18 protein-coding genes and 1 other RNA gene are annotated in these 22,617 nt (G+C 59.4%); 9 read left to right on the forward strand and 10 right to left on the reverse strand.

The window, feature by feature from the left end:
- Positions 1 to 41: 41 nt before the first annotated feature.
- The gene (locus AB5Y67_RS06985) at positions 42 to 827 is read right to left on the reverse strand and encodes a MetQ/NlpA family ABC transporter substrate-binding protein (RefSeq protein ID WP_199428043.1); all 786 of its coding nucleotides are present in this window, start codon (positions 825 to 827) and stop codon (positions 42 to 44) included.
- Positions 828 to 1,431: 604 nt separating this feature from the next.
- Here AB5Y67_RS06985 and AB5Y67_RS06990 point away from each other — a divergent pair.
- Together AB5Y67_RS06990 and AB5Y67_RS06995 are read left to right on the forward strand one after the other, a co-directional pair.
- Complete coding sequence (locus tag AB5Y67_RS06990) at positions 1,432 to 3,306, forward strand: S8 family serine peptidase (RefSeq protein ID WP_199428037.1); 1,875 nt, start codon at positions 1,432 to 1,434, stop codon at positions 3,304 to 3,306.
- 18 nt (positions 3,307 to 3,324) lie between these two features.
- Positions 3,325 to 3,783 (forward strand): hypothetical protein, encoded by a 459-nt coding sequence (locus AB5Y67_RS06995; protein WP_167567278.1) that lies wholly within the window; start codon positions 3,325 to 3,327, stop codon positions 3,781 to 3,783.
- A gap of 67 nt (positions 3,784 to 3,850) precedes the next feature.
- On the opposite strand, the gene ppsA is transcribed toward AB5Y67_RS06995, so the two are convergent.
- Positions 3,851 to 6,223, reverse strand: a complete 2,373-nt coding sequence (gene ppsA, locus AB5Y67_RS07000) for a phosphoenolpyruvate synthase (protein ID WP_199428038.1) — start codon at positions 6,221 to 6,223, stop codon at positions 3,851 to 3,853.
- A gap of 347 nt (positions 6,224 to 6,570) precedes the next feature.
- Between ppsA and AB5Y67_RS07005 the strand changes: the two genes are divergently transcribed.
- Entirely contained in the window at positions 6,571 to 7,383 is an 813-nt protein-coding gene (locus AB5Y67_RS07005; RefSeq protein WP_005344832.1) for a pyruvate, water dikinase regulatory protein, read from the forward strand.
- 239 nt (positions 7,384 to 7,622) lie between these two features.
- On the opposite strand, the gene AB5Y67_RS07010 is transcribed toward AB5Y67_RS07005, so the two are convergent.
- Positions 7,623 to 7,958: a hypothetical protein gene (locus tag AB5Y67_RS07010; RefSeq protein WP_199415715.1), complete on the reverse strand. Its 336-nt coding sequence runs from the start codon at positions 7,956 to 7,958 to the stop codon at positions 7,623 to 7,625.
- A gap of 347 nt (positions 7,959 to 8,305) precedes the next feature.
- Here AB5Y67_RS07010 and AB5Y67_RS07015 point away from each other — a divergent pair, with 347 nt between their 5' ends.
- On the forward strand, positions 8,306 to 9,688 hold the full coding sequence (locus AB5Y67_RS07015) for an amino acid permease (protein ID WP_005352966.1): 1,383 nt from the start codon (positions 8,306 to 8,308) through the stop codon (positions 9,686 to 9,688).
- Between the two features lie 100 nt (positions 9,689 to 9,788).
- Here AB5Y67_RS07015 and AB5Y67_RS07020 read toward each other — a convergent pair whose 3' ends face one another.
- A complete protein-coding gene (locus tag AB5Y67_RS07020) occupies positions 9,789 to 10,115 on the reverse strand; it encodes a helix-turn-helix transcriptional regulator (protein ID WP_005344826.1) in 327 nt (108 codons plus the stop codon).
- 106 nt (positions 10,116 to 10,221) lie between these two features.
- On the opposite strand from AB5Y67_RS07020, the gene AB5Y67_RS07025 reads away from it, so the two are divergent.
- Both AB5Y67_RS07025 and AB5Y67_RS07030 read left to right on the forward strand, forming a co-directional pair.
- Complete coding sequence (locus tag AB5Y67_RS07025; protein WP_199428039.1) at positions 10,222 to 11,292, forward strand: permease; 1,071 nt, start codon at positions 10,222 to 10,224, stop codon at positions 11,290 to 11,292.
- 326 nt (positions 11,293 to 11,618) lie between these two features.
- Positions 11,619 to 13,172 (forward strand): PAS domain-containing methyl-accepting chemotaxis protein, encoded by a 1,554-nt coding sequence (locus tag AB5Y67_RS07030; protein WP_144715601.1) that lies wholly within the window; start codon positions 11,619 to 11,621, stop codon positions 13,170 to 13,172.
- Between the two features lie 91 nt (positions 13,173 to 13,263).
- Here AB5Y67_RS07030 and gcvP read toward each other — a convergent pair whose 3' ends face one another.
- From gcvP to gcvT, 3 genes are all read right to left on the reverse strand, one after another.
- Positions 13,264 to 16,140 (reverse strand): aminomethyl-transferring glycine dehydrogenase, encoded by a 2,877-nt coding sequence (gcvP, locus tag AB5Y67_RS07035; protein ID WP_144715599.1) that lies wholly within the window; start codon positions 16,138 to 16,140, stop codon positions 13,264 to 13,266.
- Positions 16,141 to 16,439: 299 nt separating this feature from the next.
- Entirely contained in the window at positions 16,440 to 16,829 is a 390-nt protein-coding gene (gene gcvH / locus AB5Y67_RS07040; protein ID WP_144715597.1) for a glycine cleavage system protein GcvH, read from the reverse strand.
- Positions 16,830 to 16,913: 84 nt separating this feature from the next.
- Positions 16,914 to 18,011, reverse strand: coding sequence for a glycine cleavage system aminomethyltransferase GcvT (gcvT, locus tag AB5Y67_RS07045; RefSeq protein WP_058056652.1), 1,098 nt, complete (start codon positions 18,009 to 18,011; stop codon positions 16,914 to 16,916).
- Between gcvT and AB5Y67_RS07050 the strand changes: the two genes are divergently transcribed.
- Positions 17,988 to 18,215 (forward strand): hypothetical protein, encoded by a 228-nt coding sequence (locus AB5Y67_RS07050; protein ID WP_021230880.1) that lies wholly within the window; start codon positions 17,988 to 17,990, stop codon positions 18,213 to 18,215. The genes gcvT and AB5Y67_RS07050 overlap by 24 nt on opposite strands.
- Positions 18,216 to 18,427: 212 nt before the next feature.
- Here AB5Y67_RS07050 and AB5Y67_RS07055 read toward each other — a convergent pair whose 3' ends face one another.
- The 3 genes from AB5Y67_RS07055 to AB5Y67_RS07065 all read right to left on the reverse strand — a co-directional run bounded on the left by AB5Y67_RS07055 (position 18,428) and on the right by AB5Y67_RS07065 (position 21,789).
- Entirely contained in the window at positions 18,428 to 19,696 is a 1,269-nt protein-coding gene (locus AB5Y67_RS07055) for an FAD-dependent 2-octaprenylphenol hydroxylase (RefSeq protein ID WP_144715626.1), read from the reverse strand.
- Positions 19,697 to 19,818: 122 nt separating this feature from the next.
- Positions 19,819 to 21,042, reverse strand: coding sequence for a 2-octaprenyl-6-methoxyphenyl hydroxylase (ubiH, locus tag AB5Y67_RS07060; RefSeq protein ID WP_199415704.1), 1,224 nt, complete (start codon positions 21,040 to 21,042; stop codon positions 19,819 to 19,821).
- A 177-nt stretch (positions 21,043 to 21,219) separates the two neighbouring features.
- Positions 21,220 to 21,789: a UPF0149 family protein gene (locus AB5Y67_RS07065; RefSeq protein WP_005333908.1), complete on the reverse strand. Its 570-nt coding sequence runs from the start codon at positions 21,787 to 21,789 to the stop codon at positions 21,220 to 21,222.
- A 173-nt stretch (positions 21,790 to 21,962) separates the two neighbouring features.
- On the opposite strand from AB5Y67_RS07065, the gene zapA reads away from it, so the two are divergent.
- Complete coding sequence (gene zapA, locus AB5Y67_RS07070) at positions 21,963 to 22,295, forward strand: cell division protein ZapA (RefSeq protein ID WP_144715595.1); 333 nt, start codon at positions 21,963 to 21,965, stop codon at positions 22,293 to 22,295.
- A gap of 16 nt (positions 22,296 to 22,311) precedes the next feature.
- Positions 22,312 to 22,493: non-coding RNA, 6S RNA (ssrS, locus tag AB5Y67_RS07075), on the forward strand.
- Positions 22,494 to 22,617 lie beyond the last annotated feature (124 nt).

Genomic DNA, 22,617 nt, shown 5'->3' on the forward strand with positions numbered 1-22,617 from the left:
GGGGCGTTTTTCGTTGTATATCCGGGCCACATTTACGACTGTTAGCCACCCCACCCTTGCGGGTACTTGTAGCCGACGAAGCGCTTGGCTGCATAGGCTTTGAAAGTCGCCGAGTTGTAGGCCGCCGCCACATCTTTGGCAAAAGGCTGATCCGCATCTGCGCTTTTCACCACCACCCAGTTGATAAAATCGTAGCTGCGCTCCAGAAACAGTCCTTCACTGAACGGGATTCCGCTGGAGGCGGCAAAATTACCGTTGATCACCGAGAAGTCCACATCCTCCCGCGAGCGGGGCAACTGCGCGGCTTCCAGCAGTACCAGCTTGAGATTGTGCGGATTGTTCACCACATCAAACTCGCTCGCTTTTAGCGGGTTTATCCCCTCCTTGAGAGTGAGCCAACCAAGATCCTGCAGCATCAACAACGCCCGCGCCTGATTGGTGGGATCGTTGGGGATGGCCACCGTGCTCCCCTCTTTCACCTTGTCGAGTGCTGCCAGCTTGCCGGAGTAGAGTCCCATCGGACCGGTTGGCACCTGGGTAATGGGCGCCAGCGACAAGCCGCGATCTTTGGCAAAACTCTCCAGATAGGGTTTGTGCTGGAAGCAGTTCACATCCAGTGATCCGTCAGCCAGAGCAATATTGGGGGTCACATAATCGGTGAACTCCACCAGCTTGACCTTGTACCCCTTGGCCTCCAGCTGCGGCTTGATGGAGTCGGTCACCATGTCGGCGAAATCCCCCACCGTGGTACCAATCACAATCTCCTGTTTGGTCGGTATGGACGCATCGGCGGCAACCGCGGAAAAAGAGAGGCTCCCGACCGCCATCGCGGCAATAAAGGTGCTGGCGCCAGCAGTGGCGCGCAAGGAAGCAGTCAAAGGAGAAGATAAGAAGGAACGAAACGGCATAGGGACTCCCTGTCAGGTACGCATCAAACTATGGGACTACGGCGGGGTGGCTCTCAGAGATTAAGCCCCTCAAGCCACAGCAATCCAGCCATCCAAACGGCTATTTTGGTTACCATAACAGAGCCATCCACCGCCGCCAAGCAATAAACCGCTGGTTCCACCTCATCACCCTTGCTGTCACCCCCGAATGCATAGCTGCACTCACGTTGGCACACACAACCATGCCGCTCACGTTCAAGAGCGCACAAGCTCCCCTCGGGATTGCCCCGAATCGAGATGGCTGCGGCGAAGGAGAGTCGCGAGAGGAGTGAATTACAGATAAAAAGATCAGTAGCGAGCGGTGAGAACCATTCTCAATAAAACACATAACCAGCGTCATTGGAATACCTACCATAAACCAGATCGGATTTCTTTGAACCTCATTGCGTTTTTTGAAAATGGCTCTTTTTGAACCCCTTTCACCCGTGTATAGATTTCCGTCGCACTCAGGATGAGTGCGATCCAAGATGGAGTTAAAAAAATAATGAAGCAAACATCGTTAGCACTGGCGATCACAGCACTGCTGTCGACCCTGCCCAGTGCGCTCGTTCAGGCAAATGAAGGTTGTGCGCCGCTCACCGGCAAGGAGAGCGGCATGGATATCGGACGCAGCAGCACCGAGCGCTGCCTGCCAGGTGCCAATCCCCTGCAGGATCAGCAGTGGTATCTGCTCAACAGCGGCCAGGATGGATTCAGCGCCCGTGGCGGTATAGCGGGCAATGATCTCAACCTCTGGTGGGCTCATCGCACCGGTGTGCTGGGCCAGGGAGTCAATGTGGCCGTGGTGGATGATGGCTTGGCTATCGCCCACCCGGATCTGGCGGAGAACGTCCGTCCGGGCTCAAAAAACGTGGTGACCGGTAGCGATGACCCGACACCGACCGATCCGGATACGGCCCACGGCACCTCGGTCTCCGGCATTATTGCGGCGGTAGACAACGCCATCGGCACCAAGGGGATTGCCCCGCGAGCCCAGTTGCAGGGGTTCAACCTGCTGGATGACAACAGCCAGCAGTTGCAGAAAGATTGGCTCTACGCCCTTGGCGACAGCGATGCCAGCCGCGACAACCGGGTGTTCAACCAGAGCTACGGCATGAGTGTGGTGGATCCCCGCTCTGCCAACTCTCTGGATCAATCCCAGCTTGATCGCCTGTTTGAACAGCAGACCCTCAAGGCGCAGGGCGCGGCCTATATCAAGGCCGCCGGCAACGGCTTCAACAAGATAGCGGCGGGCGGCTATGTGCTTAACCGCACCGGCAATGGTCCCAAATTGCCGTTTGAAAACAGCAACCTCGATCCCTCCAACAGCAATTTCTGGAACCTGGTGGTGAGCGCGCTCAATGCCGATGGCGTCAGATCCTCCTACTCCAGCGTCGGCAGCAACATCTTCCTGAGTGCGACCGGCGGCGAGTACGGTACCGACTCTCCGGCGATGGTGACCACGGATCTGCCCGGCTGCGACATGGGTTACAACCGCACCGACGATCCCAGCACCAACCGGCTGCACGGCAACCCGCAACTGGATGCCAGCTGCGACTACAACGGCGTGATGAACGGCACCTCCTCCGCCACCCCCAGCACCTCCGGCGCCATGGCGCTGCTGATGTCCGCCTACCCGGATCTGTCGGTGCGGGACCTGCGGGATCTGCTGGCGCGCAGCGCAACCCGGGTCGATGCCACACAGAAACCTGTGATGGTCAGCTACACCAGCAACACCGGCAAGGTGCGTGATGTGAAAGGGCTGGAAGGGTGGGAGCGCAATGCCGCCGGCATGTGGTTCAGCCCGACTTACGGTTTTGGTCTGATCGACGTCAACAAGGCCCTTGAGCTGGCAGCCAATCACCAGCCCCTGCCCCCGCTGGTGCAACTGCCATGGCAGAAGATCAATGTTAGCGGCAGTGCCGCCGCCATTGCGGATGTGGGCAACAGCCCGACCATCTCGACAACCCGCATTGCCACACCGTTGACGGTAGAAGCGGTTCAGGTGATGGTGAGCCTGGATCACCAGCGTCTGCCCGATCTGCTGATCGAACTGGTCTCCCCCGCTGGCACCCGCAGCATCCTGCTGAGCCCCTTCAACAGCCTGGTCGGCCAATCTCTCGACCAGCAGCAACTGGGCTTTGTGCGAACCAAGGGATTGCGTGACATGCGGATGCTATCCAACAAGTTCTACGGCGAATCGGCGCAAGGCACATGGCGACTGGAAGTAACCGATGTTGCCAACGGTACCCGTCAGGTCTCTCTGCTCAATCGCGAGACCCGTGAGCGTACCACCCTGACCGAGCGCAACAATCGCCAACCGGGCAAGCTGATCTCATGGTCCCTGCGGGTCCTGGGTCACGATGCCAACCGCAGCTAACACGCTAGGAGTATTACCATGAACAAACCTGTTACCTTGCTTCTGGCAACCCTGCTGGCCCCCCTCTCTGGACAGCTCTGCGCCCAGGAGTCCGTCACCATGGATGGCAAGCAGTACAGCACCATAGAGGTGAACGGCCAGACCTACCTCATTCCTGACAACGGCAGCAAGAAGCGGGTCGCCCGCAGCCTTGACAGCAAGGTCCCGCAACAGACCCTGCGCCGCGGCGACGTGTTGATGCAAGGGGCCGCTAGCCCGGAGCTGACTGTAAGCGGCACCCTGCTGGTGGAAGCTGACGATGCCAGCGCCAAGGCGCTGGCGACTCGCCACGGCCTGAACTTCAAACAGAGCAGCGGTGGTATCGCCCTGCTGGAGGCCAAACCGGGCACCGATCTCAACGCCATCGCCACCAAGCTCCAGAGCGAGGGGGTGAAGGTACAGATCGAGCTGTCGGGGGCCGAACAGCAGCCGAAATAGGTCGCGACACACAGATAACAAAGGGGGCCATTATGGCCCCCTTTCTGCTGCTCATTTTGATAGTGGCTTACTTGGCGCCATGCTGCTCCGCCAGATAGAGCCAGGTATCGACCACGGTATCGGGGTTGAGTGACACCGAATCGATCCCCTGCTCCACCAGCCAGGCAGCAAAGTCCGGATGATCAGATGGGCCCTGACCGCAGATCCCCACATACTTGCCCGCCTTGCGCGCGGCCTGAATCGCCATCGACAGCAGCGCCTTGACCGCATCGTTGCGCTCGTCGAACAGGTGGGCGATAAGCCCCGAGTCCCTATCAAGTCCAAGGGTGAGCTGGGTCATGTCGTTGGAGCCGATGGAGAAGCCGTCCACGTGCTCGAGGAACTTGTCTGCCAAGAGGGCGTTACTCGGGATCTCGCACATCATGATCACCTTGAGCCCCCGCTCGCCACGGCGCAGACCGTTTTCGGCAAGGATGTCGATCACCTGCTCCGCCTCGCTCACGGTGCGCACGAAGGGGATCATCACCTCGACGTTGGTCAGCCCCATGACATCACGCACCCGCTTGATCGCCTCGCACTCGAGGGCAAAACAGGGGCGGAAGCTGTCGGCGATGTAGCGCGACGCGCCACGAAAACCGATCATCGGGTTCTCTTCGTGAGGCTCGTAGCCACGGCCGCCCACCAGGTTGGCGTACTCGTTGGACTTGAAGTCCGACATCCGCACGATCACCCGCTCCGGCCAGAAGGCGGCGGCCAGGGTGGCGATGCCCTCGGTCAGCTTGGCAACGTAGAACTCCCGCGGGCTCTCGTAACCGGCGATCATCTTGCCGATGGTGGCCTTGAGCTCGGGACTCTGGCTGTCAAACTCCAGCAGCGCCTTGGGGTGCACCCCGATCATCCGGTTGATGATGAACTCGAGACGGGCCAGCCCGACACCGGCATTGGGCAACTGGGCAAAATCGAACGCCCGATCCGGGTTGCCGACGTTCATCATGATCTTGATGGGCAGACGCGGCATATTGCCCACCTCGGTGACCGCCACGTCGAAGTCGAGTTCGCCGTCGTAGATGAAACCGGTATCCCCTTCCGCGCAGGAGACGGTGATAAGCTGGCCAGCCTCGATGCTATCAGTGGCATTGCCACAGCCCACTACCGCCGGAATGCCCAGCTCGCGGGCGATGATGGCGGCGTGACAGGTACGGCCGCCCCGGTTGGTGACGATGGCAGAGGCCCGCTTCATGATGGGCTCCCAGTCCGGGTCGGTCATGTCGGTGACCAGCACATCGCCGGGTTGTACTTCGTCCATCTGGCTGATGGATGAGATGACCCGCGCCGGGCCCGCGCCAATCTTGTGACCGATAGCCCGCCCCTCGATCAGCACCTTGCCCGCTTGCTTGAGGGCAAAACGCTCGAGGGTGTTAGCCTCCTGGCGGCTGCGCACGGTTTCCGGGCGGGCCTGCACGATATAGAGTTGGCCATCCTGACCATCCTTGGCCCACTCGATATCCATCGGTCGACCATAGTGCTGCTCGATGATGAGGGCCTGTTTCGCCAGCGCCATCACCTCCTCATCGGTGATGCAGAAGCGGCTACGCTCGGCCTCATTGGTGTCGACAATCTTCACCTGACGGCCGTGACCGGCATCGTCCGAGTAGGTCATCTTGATAAGCTTGGAGCCGAGAGTCTTGCGTACCACCGCCGGGCGGCCCCCCTTGAGAGTCGGCTTGTGCACATAGAATTCATCCGGGTTGACCGCGCCCTGCACCACCATCTCGCCAAGACCATGGGCCCCGGTAATAAAGACCACATCGTTGAAGCCGGACTCGGTATCCAGAGTAAACATGACGCCGGAGGCGGCAAGATCCGAGCGCACCATCCGCTGTACCCCGGCCGAGAGGGCAACGCCCTTGTGGTCGTAGCCCTGATGCACCCGATAGGAGATGGCGCGATCGTTGAACAGGGAAGCAAACACATGCTTAACCGCCGTCATGACGGCATCGATGCCACGTACGTTGAGGAAGGTCTCCTGCTGACCGGCAAAGGAGGCGTCCGGCATATCCTCGGCGGTGGCGGAGGAGCGCACCGCAAACGAGGCCTCGACACCGGCACTCAACTTTTCATAGGCAACCCGGATAGCCTGCTCCAGCTCGGGCTGGAAAGGGGCTTCGATCACCCAGTCGCGGATCTGCTGACCGACCCGGTTGAGGGCGGCGATATCGTCCACGTCGAGATTGTCGAGCAGATGGTGGATCTTGCCGTTGAGGCCGCTTGACTCCAGAAACTCGTTAAACGCAAAGGCGGTGGTGGCAAAGCCCCCCGGCACGGATACGCCAGCGCCAGAGAGGTTGCTAATCATCTCGCCAAGGGATGCGTTCTTGCCGCCAACTCGTTCTACGTCCTGCATTCCGAGTTGTTCGTACCAGAGCACGTACTGTTGCACTTGGATGTCTCCAGGTTGGTGGGCACCGATGCCATAGCACCTCGTGCGCCCGATTTAATCGATGAGGTTATGGGTAAGTCAGGTGTGTTATTGTCTGTTTCTTTTGTTGCCAACGACCATGAAAACGTTTTCTATTGGTTTTCAAAAAAATCCCCGAGCAAGCGTTGGGGATGGTCGAATGACCGGAACATTCTACAATGGCGACACAAAAAGATAACGATTCAGGTTTGCAAGCCACTTCACAACTTGGGCACAGCAGACCGGTTGACAAAACTGGTATGGTTTCGGGAGATACTTCTCACCCCTTACCCCATGCGACCCCACCCGCGGTATCACAGGAGCCCTACGTGCACACCGTATTTTATGTTTCAGACGGCACCGCCATCACCGCCGAAGTGTTCGGCCACGCGGTACTGAGCCAGTTTCCGCTGGCCTTCGAGCAGATCACTATCCCCTTTGTGGAGACACTGGAGAAAGCCCGTCAGGTACGGATGCGGATCGACGAGCAGTTCCGCCAGACCGGGGTACGCCCCATCCTGTTTCACACCATCGTCGACCCGCTGGTACGGGAAGAGGTACTGAAATCGGAAGCGTGCGGCCACGACTTTCTCAATACCTTCGTCAGCCCGCTGGAGCAGGAACTGGGGGTAAAAGCCGAGCCCCGCCTCCACCGCACCCACGGCATGGAGAACCGCAAGCTCTATGACGATCGCATCGAGGCGGTCAACTTTGCGCTGGCCAACGACGATGGCATCACCACCAAAGAGTACGATGAGGCGGACATCATCCTGATCGGGGTCTCCCGCTGCGGCAAGACCCCCACCAGCCTCTATCTGGCGCTGCAGTTTGGCATTCGCGCCGCCAACTACCCCTTTATCGAGCAGGACATGGGGATGCTGGAGCTGCCCGCCCCCCTCAAGGCCAACCGTCACAAGCTGTTTGGCCTCACCATAGCGCCGCAGCGGCTACACGAGATCCGTAACCAGCGCCGTGCCAACAGCCGCTACTCCTCCATCGAACAGTGCGAGCAGGAGCTGGCCTGCGTGGAGCGACTGTTTCGCCAGGAGGCGATACGCTTCCTGGATACCAGCTCCCACTCGGTGGAGGAGATCAGCGCCAAGGTTCTCGAGGCAACCGGTCTGCGCCGTCAGCTCTGTTAAGCCAGCTTGACAGCTATCGGCATCAACAAAAGATAAAAATTACAGTGTCGCGGCGAAAGTCAGCTGTGGCGAACTGCAATTCACATAGATGACAGTGAAAAGCGTGGGTAAAAAAGGGATAAGCACCACAAATGCTTATCCCTCTTCTTGTCGACCTTGCCGTTGTGCCCTTGTCACCCGCTGCCAGTTAGCCGCTATTCGATTCCGTTCTGCTGCGCTCGGCAAACAGCCAGCGTTCACTAACGATTGAGCTCAGGGTTGTTCATCAACCGAGCATAGAAGGCCAGCAAACCGTGGCGCAGGCGAACCCGCTCCGCCAGCCAGCCGCCAACGAGCGCCCCCGTTACCCCACCCACCAGCAACAGCGGCTGCCAGTAGTGCAGCAACTCCTGATCACCGAGTAACAGCCAACCCAGCAACATAATCGCGGCCACCAGCAACAACAGCGGACTGGCGGCAATCCCTAACCAGAGCGCCACCAGTACACCCTGGGCAACCCCTTGTTGCAGCACGCTTTCGCGCTTTCTGTACTCCAACTCCCTGCACTCTTCCCTGTACTCTCGCTTGTTTGGCATCATTTGCATCCATTTGTGGCTTGGCACCACAAAAGAACACCAACAAGACAAAATGTCAATAAAACAGAATTCGATTGCACAAACATCAACCAAAAACTACTAAGAAGCCTCTGCAGATCATGAAAAAGCTGCCTTTGGTACAAAAGACGGCCATTAGAGATGGAAAACAGGTGCATTCATGGCGGATTATCACTATTCTGCTTCGGTTGCCAGCCAACAGTAAAAATTGAAAATTGCATGTCGTAACGAAATAAATACAGCTTTCGTCAGGTTTTGGCTACGCACTGCGGCCTGCTCAGGATGAGCCCAACACCGACCAGAGACAACAGAGACGTAAGGACAGACCCATGGATTTGAAACAAGACGGTGAGGAGCTGAAGCGCGGCCTTAAAAACCGCCACATTCAGTTGATTGCTTTGGGCGGCGCCATCGGCACCGGCCTCTTTCTGGGCATTGCCCAAACCATCAAGATGGCAGGCCCCTCAGTCCTGCTGGGGTATGCCATCGGCGGCTTTATCGCCTTCCTGATCATGCGCCAGCTCGGTGAAATGGTGGTGGAAGAGCCGGTAGCTGGCTCCTTCAGCCACTTTGCCTACAAATACTGGGGCGAGTTTGCCGGTTTTGCGTCCGGCTGGAACTACTGGGTGCTCTACGTGCTGGTGAGCATGGCCGAGCTGACCGCAGTGGGCATCTATGTCCAGTACTGGTGGCCCGAGATCCCGACCTGGATGTCGGCAGCCTTCTTCTTCGTGCTTATCAACGCCATCAACCTCTCCAACGTCAAAGCGTTTGGCGAGATGGAGTTCTGGTTCGCCATCATCAAGGTAGTCGCCATCATCGGCATGATTGGCTTTGGCGGCTATCTGCTCCTCTCCGGTGCCGGCGGACCCGAGGCGAGCGTCACCAACCTGTGGGCTCAGGGCGGTTTCTTCCCCAACGGCATCAGCGGTCTGGTGATGGCGATGGCGGTGATCATGTTCTCCTTTGGCGGTCTGGAGCTGGTGGGCATTACCGCCGCCGAAGCGGATAACCCCGAGAAGAGCATTCCCAAGGCCACCAATCAGGTGATCTACCGCATCCTCATCTTCTACATCGGCGCTCTGGCTATCCTGATGTCCCTCTACCCTTGGGGTAAAGTGGTGGAAGGGGGCAGCCCGTTCGTGATGATTTTCCACGCACTGGACAGCAATCTGGTCGCCACCGTGCTCAACATCGTGGTGCTGACGGCCGCACTGTCGGTCTACAACAGCTGCGTCTACTGCAACAGCCGGATGCTGTTCGGTCTGGCCAAACAGGGCAACGGCCCGAAAGCCCTGCTCAAAACCAACAAGAGCGGCGTGCCGCTGGTTGCACTCTCGGTCTCGGCCATCGCCACCCTGCTCTGCGTGCTGATCAACTACCTGATGCCGGGCAAGGCGTTCGGCCTGCTGATGGCGCTGGTGGTCTCCGCACTGGTGATCAACTGGGCGATGATCAGCCTCGCGCACCTCAAGTTCCGCAAGGCCAAGGTCGCAGAGGGTGTCCAGCCCAAGTTCAAGGCGTTCTGGTATCCCTTCGGCAACTACCTCTGCCTCGCGTTCATGGCTGGCATCCTGGTGATCATGTATATGACCCCCGATTTCCGCATCTCGGTCGAACTGATCCCAGCCTGGCTGGTGGTGTTGGGCATTGGCTTTGTCATCAAGCGCAAAGGACAAGCCCAAAGCAAGGTCGCAGCCAATCTGGGTTAATGCCCGAATCTAGCGACATCAATGCAAAACGCCGATCACATGATCGGCGTTTTTTTATTGCGCGCAGCGCAACTGACCGCACTACTAGCAGCCATAGCCCTCAGGAAGGCAGCTCTTGCCTTTGATCTTGCCGATGCTCCGGGCTGTTGACGCAACACTCATCGCGGAAAAAGGCGATGATCTCCTCCAACACCGCGTATTGAGAGACGCAAAGCAGGGTGCGACTCTCCCGGTTTTGCTTCACCAGCCCCACCGAGACCAGCGCCGCAATATGGTGGCTGAGGGTGGAAGCGGGGATCGCCAGCTGCTTTTGCAGCTCACCCACCGGCAGCCCCTGCTCTCCCGCCTTGACCAGATGCTTGAAGATAAACAGCCGGGTCGGATGACCCAGCTCTTTCAATGCCTTGGCGACCTCTTCCAGTTGCATCTCTGCGCCCTCCACAAATTTGATATTTCGATAATACCAGAAATATCTTGACCGGCCATTCATTTCGATTATTTTGGAAATATAGAAACCATGTGAGGGTACGACAATGAATGAGTGGTTAACCATGCTGACCGATGCAGCCCAGATGTTCCTGTTTCTGGCTGTCGAGCTGTCGGTGCTGTTTCTGGTCATTAGCGCCGGGGTCAGCCTGATCCGTCAGAAGATCCCCGACGAGAAGATCCAGCGGATGCTGGGGGCGAGACATGGCAAGGGCTATCTGCTCTCAGCCCTGCTCGGTGCCGTCACCCCCTTTTGCAGCTGCTCCACCATCCCCATGCTGAGAGGGCTGCTCTCGGCCAAGGCTGGCTTTGGCCCCACCCTCACCTTCCTGTTTATTTCGCCACTGCTGAACCCCATCATCGTCGGCTTGATGTGGGCCACCTTTGGCTGGAAAGTGACCCTGCTCTACGCCGTAATCGCCGCCAGCGTCTCCGTCATGGCGAGCATGCTGCTCGACAGATTGGGGTTCGAGCGCCATGTCATCGACCCCAAAGAGGCCACCCCCTCTTGCGGTAGCGGCTGTGGCCCGGCGACCCGCGCCACCACTCAAGCACATTGCAGTGACAACCAACGCAGTACCATTAGCGCAATCAAACAACTCAAGGGAGCGGCGTGCTGCCCGGCACCGCAACCAGAGATGGCAAAACAGGCCACCCTCTCCTGCTGCGGCGATGGCACGGCAGCCCTGACCCGTGCACCACAGCTCCCCACCGCCTGGGTCAAAGCTCGCATCGATGCCTGGCAGCAGTTCAAAGCGGTATTGCCCTTCCTGCTGCTGGGGGTGCTTATCGGCTCATTTATCTACGGCTTTATTCCGGCCGAGTGGATCGCAGCCCATGCTGGTGCCGACAACCCGCTGGCCATCCCCTTCAGCGCCATCGTCGGGATCCCGCTCTACATCCGTGCCGAGGCCGTGATCCCGCTGGCGTCGGTGCTGCTGGGCAAAGGAATGGGGATGGGCGCCGTCATGGCGCTGATCATCGGCAGTGCCGGCGCCAGCCTGACCGAGGTGATCCTGCTCAAATCGATGTTCAGAACACCGATGATTGCGGCCTTCCTTACCGTGATACTCGGCATGGCGATCCTGATGGGCTACCTGACGCAACTGCTGTTTTAAGTCGCCCATCATTAAACAGACAGGGTGTTAAGCCAGCAGAGTGTGAAACCATCCGGCACCTCATAGACAAAACGCCGATCAACTGATCGGCGTTTTGTCTATTCCGTACGGCAGTCAATTTGAGACAGCCAAAGGATGAGGGGTTTGCTGCTCTCCGGGCCATGTGACTTGGCCTGCCTCCCCTCACCGAACTGTGCTGTCAAAATGTGAGACCCATCCCGTCCCCACGCAGTAGCACAAGAGTTAATGTGCAACAACACAATAAATGAACATCCTCTGCCATACTCAAACGAAGTATTCCGTTACGCCGAAACCGGAGCCTGATCATGGTAACCAGCTCGCTTCACACCACAGATACCGAGGTTGAATTTGCCGACGATATCCAGTTGGTATCGACGACCGACCTCAAAGGGGACATCACCTACGCCAATCCGGCGTTTTGTCAGGTGGCAGGCTATCGCCTGGAAGAGATGTTGGGGCAGCATCACAATCTGGTGCGCCACCCCGACATGCCCAAGGCAGCGTTTGCCGATCTCTGGGCCCACCTGCAGGCAGGCAAACCATGGCGAGGCATGGTAAAAAACCGCTGCAAAGATGGTCGTTATTATTGGGTTGATGCCTATGTCACCCCGATTTATGAAGATGGCAAGATGGTGGGTTACCAATCCGTCCGCTGCCGTCCCGCAGCAGAGCACAAAGCGCGTGCCAGCAAGATGTACAAAACCCTTAAAGCCCGTGAAACCGGCTCTGCCATTCACATGGGCCTGCGTCAACTCACACCGGCCATGATGACCATCCCCCTGCTGCTCGTCAGCGTGATCAGCGCGCTCTGGCTGCTCTCACCGCTGCAGGCGCTCTGGGTCATCATTCCCCTCTTGGCAGCCATCTGGTTCAATCGCCACCCTCTCTTCCTCACACCGCGATTCTTGCAGCAGCTCGAACAGGATTACGACAGCATCAGCCGCCTTATCTTCTCGGGGGATGCCCCCCACAGCATTGCCGATTTCCATATCAAGCTCGGGCAAGCGAAGATCCGTACCGTACTCGGCCGGGTGGATGACACCACCGCGTCGCTCAATGCCATGGCCAATGACCTGCGCGGCTCCGCCTCGCTGGCCAGCCAGGATATCTCTTCGCAAGACACGCAGATCCAGCAGATTGCCACCGCCGTCACCCAGATGGCTTCGGCCGCCGAGGAGATCAACCGCAATATTCAAGACAGCAACAGCCAGATTGAAGAGGCCCGCCGCCACTGCATCACCACCAGTACCCAACTTTCAGAAGCGGGAGAAGAGATGTCGGCGCTGGCCACCCAGGCGGAGCAAGCCTTTCAGTCAGCCGTCGAACTGGCGAGCGAATCCGAGCGGATCGGCACCATCATGAGCGAAATTCGCGGCATTGCAGATCAAACCAACCTGCTGGCGCTCAATGCCTCCATCGAAGCCGCACGGGCAGGCGATCAGGGGCGTGGCTTTGCAGTGGTGGCGGACGAGGTTCGCAGCCTGTCGACCAGAACCCACAAGGCGACAGAGCAGATCCAGAACAGCATTGGCCATATCCAGCAAACCCTGGGGGGATGGAAAGAGATGATGCATCTCAATGTGACCAGAACCAACGCCTGCCTCGCCACCACCCGGGCAAGCACCGGCAACCTGAATCAGGTTGTGGTCGAGATAGACAAGGTCTCTGATTTTTCCAACCAGATCACCGCCGCGGCCACCGAGCAACAAGCGGTCATCGAGGAGATCAGTCGCAATATCAACCAGATATCCTCGCTCTCTCACGATAACAGTCTCAAAATCGATCAGGTGAGTGAAACCAGTGCCAACTTGCAGAGCAAAGCGAGCCAGCTCAAGGACTTAAGCCGGACGTTTGGATAGCAGCATGCAGATAAAGTCCATGTAAACGAAGGGCCACCCGTCTGGGTGGCCCTGTTGTTTATAAGGCTTAACTGTAGCTCCTAAACGCCACTTATTTGGCGTAATCCTCAGTCGGGATACAGGAGCAGAACAGGTTGCGATCGCCGTAGACATCGTCGATGCGGTTCACAGAGGGCCACAACTTGGCGGCGCGCACGGCGTCGGACGGGAAGACCGCCTCGGCGCGGCTGTAGCCACGGGACCACTCTGCATCCATCACATCATCCTGGGTGTGCGGCGCATGGACCAGCGGGTTGTCGGCGAGGCTCCACTGCCCCTCCTGCACCTTGGCAATCTCGGCGCGGATGGACGTCATCGCCTCGACGAAGCGATCCAGTTCGCGCTTGGATTCCGACTCGGTCGGCTCGACCATCAGGGTGCCCGCTACCGGGAAGCTCATGGTCGGTGCGTGGAAGCCGTAGTCCATCAGCCGCTTGGCCACGTCCATCTCGCTGATGCCGGAAGTCTCCTTGAGCGGACGGATATCCAGGATGCACTCGTGGGCCACCCGACCGTTGCGGCCAGAGTAGAGCACCGGGAAGGATTCGCCCAGCTTCTTGGCCAGATAGTTGGCGTTGAGGATGGCAACCTGAGTGGATCTCTTCAGTCCCTCGTCACCCAGCATGGCGATATACATCCAGCTGATGGGCAGGATGCTGGCCGAACCGAACGGTGCAGCCGACACGGCGCCGTTATCACGGCTCTCCTTGTCGGTCTTGACTACGGCGTGACCGGCCACGAACGGTGCCAGATGCTTCTTCACGCCGATGGGGCCCATGCCCGGGCCGCCACCGCCGTGAGGAATGGCGAAGGTCTTGTGCAGGTTGAGGTGAGAGACGTCCGCCCCGATAAAGCCCGGCGCCGTCAACCCGACTTGCGCGTTCATATTGGCGCCGTCCAGATAGACCTGACCACCGTGCTGGTGAACGATGTCGCACACCTCCTTGATGGTCTCCTCATACACCCCGTGGGTGGAGGGGTAAGTCACCATCAGACAGGAGAGTTGATCCCCCGCCTCGGCGGCCTTGGCGCGCAGGTCGTCGAGATCCACGTTGCCGGACTTGTCACAGGCGGTGACGATCACCTTGAGCCCCGCCATCTGGGCAGAGGCCGGGTTGGTGCCGTGGGCAGAAGCTGGGATCAGGCAGATGTCGCGATGCCCTTCACCACGGGATTCATGGTACTTCTTGATGGCGAGCAGACCCGCGTACTCCCCCTGAGCACCTGAGTTGGGCTGCATGCAGACCGCATCGTAACCAGTCACCTTCACCAGCCAGTTTTCGAGGTCGGCCAGCAGCAACTGGTAGCCCTTGGCCTGTGCCAGCGGGGCGAACGGGTGCAACTTGCCAAACTCGGGCCAGGTCACCGGGATCATCTCGGCGGTGGCGTTGAGCTTCATGGTGCAGGAGCCGAGCGAAATCATGGCGTAGTTGAGCGCCAGATCCTTGGCTTCGAGACGGTGGATGTAGCGCAGCATCTCGGTTTCGGAGTGGTACTTGTTGAACACCTCGTGGGTCAGCACGGCGTCGGTGCGCAGCAGATCCTGCGGGATAGCGTGATGAGCCTGAGCCGCCTTGTCGAGAGCCTCGATATCAAGCCCGTGACCTTGACCGAGGAAGAGCTCAAACAGCTCGGCCACATCAGCGCGGGTGGTGGTTTCAGAGAGGGAGACCCCTACCGCACCGTCGAGGTCTGCACGCAGGTTGATGCCGAGCCCCTCGGCCTTGGCAATGAGTGCTGCTTTATCTGCCGTCTGCACGGTCAGGGTATCGAACCAGCTGGCATGCTTAAGGGCTACCCCCTTGGCCTGGAGGCCGAGCGCCAGAATGGTGGTGAGACGGTGCACACGGGAGGCGATGGTTTTCAGCCCCACCGGGCCGTGATAGACGGCGTAGAAGCTTGCCATGTTGGCCAGCAGCACCTGAGCGGTACAGATGTTGGAGTTGGCTTTCTCGCGGCGGATATGCTGCTCGCGAGTCTGCATCGCCATACGCAGCGCGGCCTTACCGCGGGCATCCTTGGAGACACCGATGATGCGGCCCGGCATGGAGCGCTTGTAGGCATCGCGGGTGGCGAAGAAGGCGGCATGGGGGCCACCGTAGCCCATAGGCACGCCAAAACGCTGGGCAGAGCCCAACACAACATCGGCGCCCAGCTCGCCCGGGGATTTGAGCAGCAGCAGAGAGAGCAGATCGGCGCTGACGCAGGCCAGCCCTTTCTGGGCCTGTACGGCGGCAATCAGGGCGCGCAGATCTTTCACTTCCCCTGTGGTGGTGGGGTACTGGAACAGGGCACCGAACACCTCTTCGCTCACTGCATCGCTCGCGGCGCCAACCGCCACGTCGAAACCGAAGTGAACCGCGCGCTCCTTGACCACGTCGATCACCTGCGGGTGCACGTCATCGGCCACGAAGAAGAGGTTGGATTTGGACTTGGCCATCCGCTTGGCCAGCGCCATCGCCTCGGCGGCGGCGGTCGCTTCATCCAGCAGGGAGGCGCTTGCCAGATCCATGCCGGTCAGATCCAGCGTCAGCTGCTGGAAGTTGAGCAGGGCTTCGAGACGGCCCTGTGCCAGCTCGGGCTGATAGGGGGTGTAGGCGGTATACCAGCCCGGATTTTCCAGCACATTGCGTAAAATGACGTGGGGCACATGGGTATCGTGATAACCCATGCCGATATAGCTCTTGGCAATCTTGTTCTGAGCGGCATAGCCCTTGAGCTTGGCCAGCGCCTCCACTTCGGTCATGCCGGCACCGATCCCAAGCGGGCCCGGCAGGCGAATGGCGGCGGGCACGGTCTGTTCAATCAAATCGTCCAGGCTTTCGGCCCCGACGGTCGCCAGCAGCTGGCGCAGCTCTTCCTCGCCCGGGCCGATATGGCGGCGGACAAAATCGGTTTTTTGCTCAAGTTCAAACAGTGACTGGGTCATTTCCCTATTTCCTGATAAATAAGTCCTGGCATGACATCCTGATAACCACGACCTGATGTTCCTGATCGTCGGCTGATACCGACGCCACTCATGTTCTGGGTCCCGCAGACAGGGTGCGGCACCGGATGCTGCGGCAGCATCAAGAGGGGATCGCCTTGTTTCGAACCCGCCCGTTTGCCCCCTAGGCACCTAGGCTGGTAAACGGCAGGCGTGGGCGACTTCACCCTTCCACCGGCCGGTGCTTGCACGGCTGGCTGTCATACAAAGGGGCCCTGCTGTGTTGGCAGGGCCCGGGGGCATTACTCTTCGTCCACCACGTTCTGGTAGCCTTCGGCATCCAGCAGGTTGGCCAGCTCGCTCTCGTCATCGAGCTTGATGCGGAACAGCCAGCCAGCGCTGTAGGGGTCGGAGTTGACCAGCTCGGGGCTCCCTTCCAGCTCTTCGTTGACGGCGATGACCTCGCCGCTCACCGGGCTGTAGATGTCGGAGGCCGCCTTGACCGACTCGGCCACGGCGCAGTCGTCACCGGCACTGACCTGCTTGCCCACTTCCGGCAGCTCGACAAACACCATGTCACCCAGCAGCTCCTGGGCGTGCTCGGTGATACCGACCACGGCCTCGCCGTTGGCTTCAACACGGATCCACTCGTGGGAAGTGGCATATTTCAGTTCGCTCGGGATATGGCTCATTTGTGCTTCCTTTGATCTTTGAGTCGCGTTTAAAAACGAATATGAAAAGCGATGGGGGAGGCACTGCCCTCCCCCAAAACGGTATTAAACCAGCTTCTGGCCGTTACGGACGAAAGCGGGCTTGGTGACCTTCACGGTGACCAGCTTTTTGCGGATCTCCACCTCGGCCAGCTCACCGATATCGCGGGGCACCCGCGCCAGGGCAATACTGTAGCCCAGGGTGGGCGAGAAAGAGCCGGAGGTGATCACACCTTCCCGCTTCTCACCATTTGCCGCGGTGAAGGTGACCGGCATACCGGCACGCAGCACCCCTTTCTCTTCCATCACCAGACCCACCAGCTTGGGCTGATTGCCCGCCGCTTTCTGTGCTTCCAGCACGTCGCGGCCGATGAAGTTGCGATCGCTCGGCTCCCAGGCGATGGTCCAGGCCATGTTGGCGGCCAGCGGAGAGATTGACTCGTCCATATCCTGACCATAGAGGTTCATCCCTGCTTCGAGACGCAGGGTATCGCGGGCTCCGAGGCCGCACGGGGCGACGCCGTTATCCAGCAGCGCTTGCCACAGCTCGCAGGCTTTCTCTTGCGGCACCACGATTTCATAACCATCTTCGCCGGTGTAGCCGGTAGTGGCGATAAAGAGATCGCCAGCCTGCACGCCGAAGAAGGGTTTCATCCCCACCACGGCGGTACGCTGAGCGGCGCTCAGCACGGCCGCAGCCTTGACCTTGGCGTTGGGGCCCTGCACCGCAATCATCGCAAGCTCCGGACGCTCGGTCACTGTGATATCGAAATCGATGGCGTGATGGCGGATCCAGGCCAGATCCTTCTCGCGGGTAGCGGAGTTGACCACCAGCCGGTAGAAGGTATCGGTCAGGTAATAGGTGATGAGGTCATCGATGACGCCGCCTTCCGGATTGAGCATGCCGCTGTAGAGGGCCTTGCCGGGGGCAGTGAGTTTGGCCACGTCGTTGGCCAGCAGGTGTTGCAGAAAGGCTTTGACCCGTTCGCCGGTCAAATCGACGATGGTCATGTGGGAGACATCGAACATACCGGCATCGCTGCGCACCGCGTGGTGCTCTTCCAGCTGGGAGCCGTAGTTGATGGGCATTTCCCAACCGTGGAAGTCCACCATCTTGGCGCCGGCTTCCAGGTGTTTGGGATGCAGTACAGTAGTCTGGATCATCGCATTCTTTCCTTAGCAAAAAGCCTTTTCGCTTTGGCGACCACCCTTGCGACCCGCGCCACCGCTCTGACTGCAATACGTACAGCAAAAAGCGACCGGATCCAAAAGTGTGTGCTCGCTCCTGCCCTTGCCAGGCAAGAGGGATTCCTTGAACGGAGCGGATTATATGACAAGCAGGCGAGCGTGCCGCTCAAAAAAAACTAATCCCCTCCCGTAAAACTGACTCCAGACACTAAGATAAATGCAGTGATAAAAACAGCCATAAGCCGACTCAGGCGAGATTAAATTTTGATTTTTACCGTTTCGTCACAATTTGCAGAAAAACGTTTCGCTCCAGAGCAAAATTAAAGGCTGACACCCAAAACGGGTCATCAGCCTTGTCGGATTACTTTTGTTGTCAAAAACGGCGAGTAATATTAGTTTTTTTCACCCTTGGCCTGCATGGCACTGCCCTTGGTCGCAGCAACAGCCCAGTCAGGACGGGCCAATGCGGGCAACTCTCCCTCCAGCCCCATGGCGGCGCGGATCACCCCCTCCTTGAACGGAGTCAGCAGATTGGCCGCGCGCAATCCCACGCCCCGCACCAGCTTCTTGAGCGGGTTGGCCCCGCTGAACAGCCGCTTGAGCCCCTCCATTGCCGCCAGCATGCGAGCCGCTTCGCTCTTGCGCCAGCGCTCGTAGCTGCGCAGGTTGGCGAGCAGGCCGATATCCTCGCCCGCGGCATGATTTTGCAAGATCTGCTCCGCCAGCGCGGCAGCATCCAGCAGGCCAAGGTTGACCCCCTGCCCCGCCAGCGGGTGGATGGTATGAGCGGCATCCCCCACCAGCACCAGCCGCTCGCGAGCAAAGTCGCGGGCATAGCGGGCGGTAAGAGGAATCGCGCTGCGCGGCCCCTCCACCTTGCACAGACCGAGCCGGGCATCAAAGGCGGTGGTGAGCTGGCGATTGAACTGCTCGTCATCGCAGGCGCAGAGCGCCTCGGCGCGGGCCGCAGGCAGCGACCAGACGATGGAGCAGAGATTCTCTTGCCACAGCGGCAAAAAGGCGAGCGGGCCATCCGGGGTGAAGATCTGGCGAGCAACAGCTTCATGGGGTTCGGCGCAGCGCACCGTCGCCACCAGGGCGTGGTGGCCATAATCCCAGCTGGTAAGCGGGATATCAGCCTGACGGCGCACCCAGGAGTGGGCGCCATCGGCAGCCACCACCAGTTTGGCCGAGATGGCCTGACCATCTTCAAGGAGCAGCAGGGCGCCCGCCGGGCCGCTCTGCAGGCTCTTGGCTCTGGCGGGGGTCAGCAACTGGATATTGCTGGCACCTTCAATTGCCTCAAGCAGCGCCAGCTGGATCACCCTGTTCTCGACAATATGGCCGAGGTTGGCCTGACGCAGGCTGGCGGCATCGAAGTCGATATGGCCGAAACTGTCTTGCTCCCACACCGCCATCTTGTCGTAGGCCTGCAGGCGGCGCGCTTCAATGCCGTCCCAGGCGCCGACATGGCGCAGGATCTGCTGGCTGGCCAGACTCAGGGCGCTGACCCGATTATCGGCCACCTCCCCCAGCTGCGGATCGGGCAGTTGTCCCTCCACCACCAGCACCTTGAGGGCGCTATGTTTCAAGGCCGCAGCGAGCCCCAGCCCCACCATGCCGCCACCGACAATCACCACATCCACATTTTGCATCTGCATCATCTCATCCTTTCAGGGCTGACCGGCTGGCCAGCGAGGGGACGCCCGCAGGCATCACCTCTTTATTCAATAGATTTTGATCAACGAATGGTGGTCAACAGGTTCCACTCAACAAGTGCTGGCTAGTTGCCGCACACATCAGCGACAAAGCCCAGGGTGCGCGAGGCAAGCGGCGCCTTGAGGCACGGGAATCGCCCCATCAGGGTGAGCGCCAGATTGCGCCCCGCCACCAGCGGATCGTGACCATTGGAGAAGAGCTGGGCCAGCGAGGAGGTGAGCCAGACGGTCTGCTCCTGATCGCGCTGACGCTGCTGCCAGTAGCCATTCAGTACCTTGAAGCTGCCAATATCCTCCCCCTCTGCCAACGCCTTGGCTACGGCGCCGGTAAGCAGGTCCAGATCCCGCATCCCGAGGTTGAAGCCCTGTCCGGCAATGGGGTGCAGGGCATGCGCGGCATTGCCCACCAGCACGGTGCGTTGGGCCAGCGGGTAGTCACAGGCGGTCAGAATGAGCGGATAGACGTGACGCACGCCGCATCGCTCGAAGCGACCGAGCCGCCAGCCAAAGGCCTGCTGCAGACGGGCAAGAAACGCCGCCTCATCGAGGGACATCAGCTCATCCACCTCATGCTGCCCGACGCTCCACACGAGCGAGGAGAGCCCCTCCTGCATCGGCAGCAGGGCCAGCGGCCCCCCTTCGGTAAAACGCTCGAAGGCGCGTCCCTCAGGGTCTTGCGCCGTTTTGACCGTGGCGATGATGGCGTGCTGCTCAAAGTCGTGGCGGGTCACCGGCAACTTGAAGTGCTGACGCACAAAGGAGTTGCCGCCGTCTGCCGCCACCAGCAGGCGGGTCTCAATCTGTTCACCGCTCTCGAGAGTGAGGGTCACCTTCTTCTCATCGGGCGCAATCTCGCTCACCCGGGCCGGACAGCAGACCCGGATATTGGGAGAGGCCGCCATCGCCCGTTGCAGCTCATGACCGGCAGCTGCAAGCTCGATCACATGGCCCAGCGCGGGCAGACCGTATTCAGCGGCCGACAGGCGAGCCTGACCGAAGTGGCCCCGATCCGAGACATGAATCTGGGTAATGGGAGCGCAATGGGGGGCAAACAGCGGCCAGAGTCCGCGTCGCAACAGCGCATCACAGGTACCGGCCGAGAGCGCAATGGCGCGGGCGTCGAACCCTGAATGGGTGTGCTGTTCGGGGACGCTTGCCTCCAGCAGCAGGATCTCGAGGGGGCAGCCATCGGATCGAAGCTGGGCTGCCAGCGAGAGGGCCAGCACGGCGCCGCTCATTCCACCGCCGACCAGGGTGACATCGACCTGTCGCACATCAGATTGAGACATAAGCAGAGAGGAAGAAGTGAAAAAGGTGGCCTCATGCTATCACAAAGCCGCTGGCCGAATGCGAGGTCACCGGCAAAAAACCGGTTGCGCCTCACAGGGTTAGCCACCACAAGGGAATAAAAAAGAGCGCCATCAGGCGCTCTTGCAGATTCAGTAAGGGTCGCGTTGACCCGCACCTCAATGCAGGGTCGGCGGCGCGCTCGGGGTATCGGGGCGCTTGCCAAACTCTTCGAAGGCCATCATGACACCCAGTTTGACGTGTTCGTAGAGCACCAGGAAAGAGGCTTCGTTCTCGTCATCTTCCTGATCGAACTCGGCGGAGACCTGAGTGATGCTGGCGATATCCTGGATCATCTCCTGCAGCTCTTCCGACGCGCGGGAGAGCTCCTGCTGCACCACGCCAAAACCGGCCAGAAATGCCTGTGACCAGTCCACCAGCGAATCGATGCGCTCGTCGAGGGGAGCATCATCGCTTGGCAGCAACAGCTCGACGCCCTTCTGGGCCATCAGGCTCTCGACCACATTGTGATAAAGATCGGTCATCACCTGGCGCACCGGGGCCGGCAGGCCGAAACCGTCGTTCACCAGATCGTTGAAATGGGGCAGCCAACTCTTGTCGTCCAGTGCCACACCGCCGCACACCAGACCGCAGATCACACCATGGGCCTCTACTGCGCTGGCCATCAGCTCATGTTGTTCCATGATGTCGGCCACTGCCGCATATTTAAGGGGGTTCGTTTTGCTCATCGAGGATCCGCTCAAAGTTCAGTCAAATTTGCAGAATTAATGGTCAGGATCCTAGCATTCTCCCTCTTGCAGAGCCAGCAAGGCCTTGAAACTTATGCATCTGCGCTATATAGTCCCGCCCAGTTGTCCACGTGGATAAAGGCGGAAATCAGCTCCGCCGTATTGAGGAAGGCATGAGCACAGAGGCCGTAGAAATCGTCATTTTGGGACGTCCCTACAAGGTATCCTGTCCCTTGGGACAGCAGGATGCCCTGCGCCAGGCCGCCGAGCAGCTGACCGACAAGTTGATCGACCTGCGTCAACGCTCCAGAGTCTCCAGCAACGAGCAATTGGCTATCATGGCGGCGCTCAATTTCTGTCATGAGCTCTGCCTTGAAAAAGAGAAGAACCACCAATACTCTGAGACCATGGACAAGCGGATCAAGATGCTGCAGCGCACCATCGAAGCGGCCCTGATCGAGCACGGACAATATGGTGATTCCAGCGAAGAGGGGCAACAGCCCTAATCGCAAACCGTTTTAAAATTCCCTGGGATGTTTGTCAGCCGGTTCAAGTCCCCGAGCCGATATTCATACCAAACAGGGGATCTGCCTTCTGGCTATTGCGCATGCTCGGCACGACCGAGAAGCCTGCGGTCAGATCCGATCCCCGCCTTGAACCGACGGTTCAAGGGCCCAAACCGGCAACGGCATCTCGGGGTACCAACAGCAAAAGCCCGTCACCAGCGTGACGGGCTTTTTCTTTGCCTGATGATCAACGAACTGTCCCGTCCTGAATATGGTTTACACCTTTCCCCCCAATAAATGGAGAACCCGATGGGACAAGGTG

The organism is Aeromonas sp. s12, assembly GCF_040907925.1.
GTDB classification, from domain to species: Bacteria; Pseudomonadota; Gammaproteobacteria; order Enterobacterales; family Aeromonadaceae; genus Aeromonas; species Aeromonas veronii.

Bases quoted from the DNA above. Each gene is read 5' to 3' on its own strand.
- AB5Y67_RS06985 (WP_199428043.1), bottom strand. From the start codon at position 827: ATGGCGGTCGGGAGCCTCTCTTTTTCCGCGGTTGCCGCCGATGCGTCC.
- AB5Y67_RS06990 (WP_199428037.1), top strand. From the start codon at position 1,432: ATGAAGCAAACATCGTTAGCACTGGCGATCACAGCACTGCTGTCGACC.
- AB5Y67_RS06995 (WP_167567278.1), top strand. From the start codon at position 3,325: ATGAACAAACCTGTTACCTTGCTTCTGGCAACCCTGCTGGCCCCCCTC.
- AB5Y67_RS07010 (WP_199415715.1), bottom strand. From the start codon at position 7,958: ATGCCAAACAAGCGAGAGTACAGGGAAGAGTGCAGGGAGTTGGAGTAC.
- AB5Y67_RS07015 (WP_005352966.1), top strand. From the start codon at position 8,306: ATGGATTTGAAACAAGACGGTGAGGAGCTGAAGCGCGGCCTTAAAAAC.
- AB5Y67_RS07020 (WP_005344826.1), bottom strand. From the start codon at position 10,115: ATGCAACTGGAAGAGGTCGCCAAGGCATTGAAAGAGCTGGGTCATCCG.
- AB5Y67_RS07025 (WP_199428039.1), top strand. From the start codon at position 10,222: ATGAATGAGTGGTTAACCATGCTGACCGATGCAGCCCAGATGTTCCTG.
- AB5Y67_RS07030 (WP_144715601.1), top strand. From the start codon at position 11,619: ATGGTAACCAGCTCGCTTCACACCACAGATACCGAGGTTGAATTTGCC.
- gcvP (WP_144715599.1), bottom strand. From the start codon at position 16,140: ATGACCCAGTCACTGTTTGAACTTGAGCAAAAAACCGATTTTGTCCGC.
- gcvH (WP_144715597.1), bottom strand. From the start codon at position 16,829: ATGAGCCATATCCCGAGCGAACTGAAATATGCCACTTCCCACGAGTGG.
- AB5Y67_RS07050 (WP_021230880.1), top strand. From the start codon at position 17,988: ATGCAGTACAGTAGTCTGGATCATCGCATTCTTTCCTTAGCAAAAAGC.
- gcvT (WP_058056652.1), bottom strand. From the start codon at position 18,011: ATGATCCAGACTACTGTACTGCATCCCAAACACCTGGAAGCCGGCGCC.
- AB5Y67_RS07055 (WP_144715626.1), bottom strand. From the start codon at position 19,696: ATGCAGATGCAAAATGTGGATGTGGTGATTGTCGGTGGCGGCATGGTG.
- ubiH (WP_199415704.1), bottom strand. From the start codon at position 21,042: ATGTCTCAATCTGATGTGCGACAGGTCGATGTCACCCTGGTCGGCGGT.
- AB5Y67_RS07065 (WP_005333908.1), bottom strand. From the start codon at position 21,789: ATGAGCAAAACGAACCCCCTTAAATATGCGGCAGTGGCCGACATCATG.
- zapA (WP_144715595.1), top strand. From the start codon at position 21,963: ATGAGCACAGAGGCCGTAGAAATCGTCATTTTGGGACGTCCCTACAAG.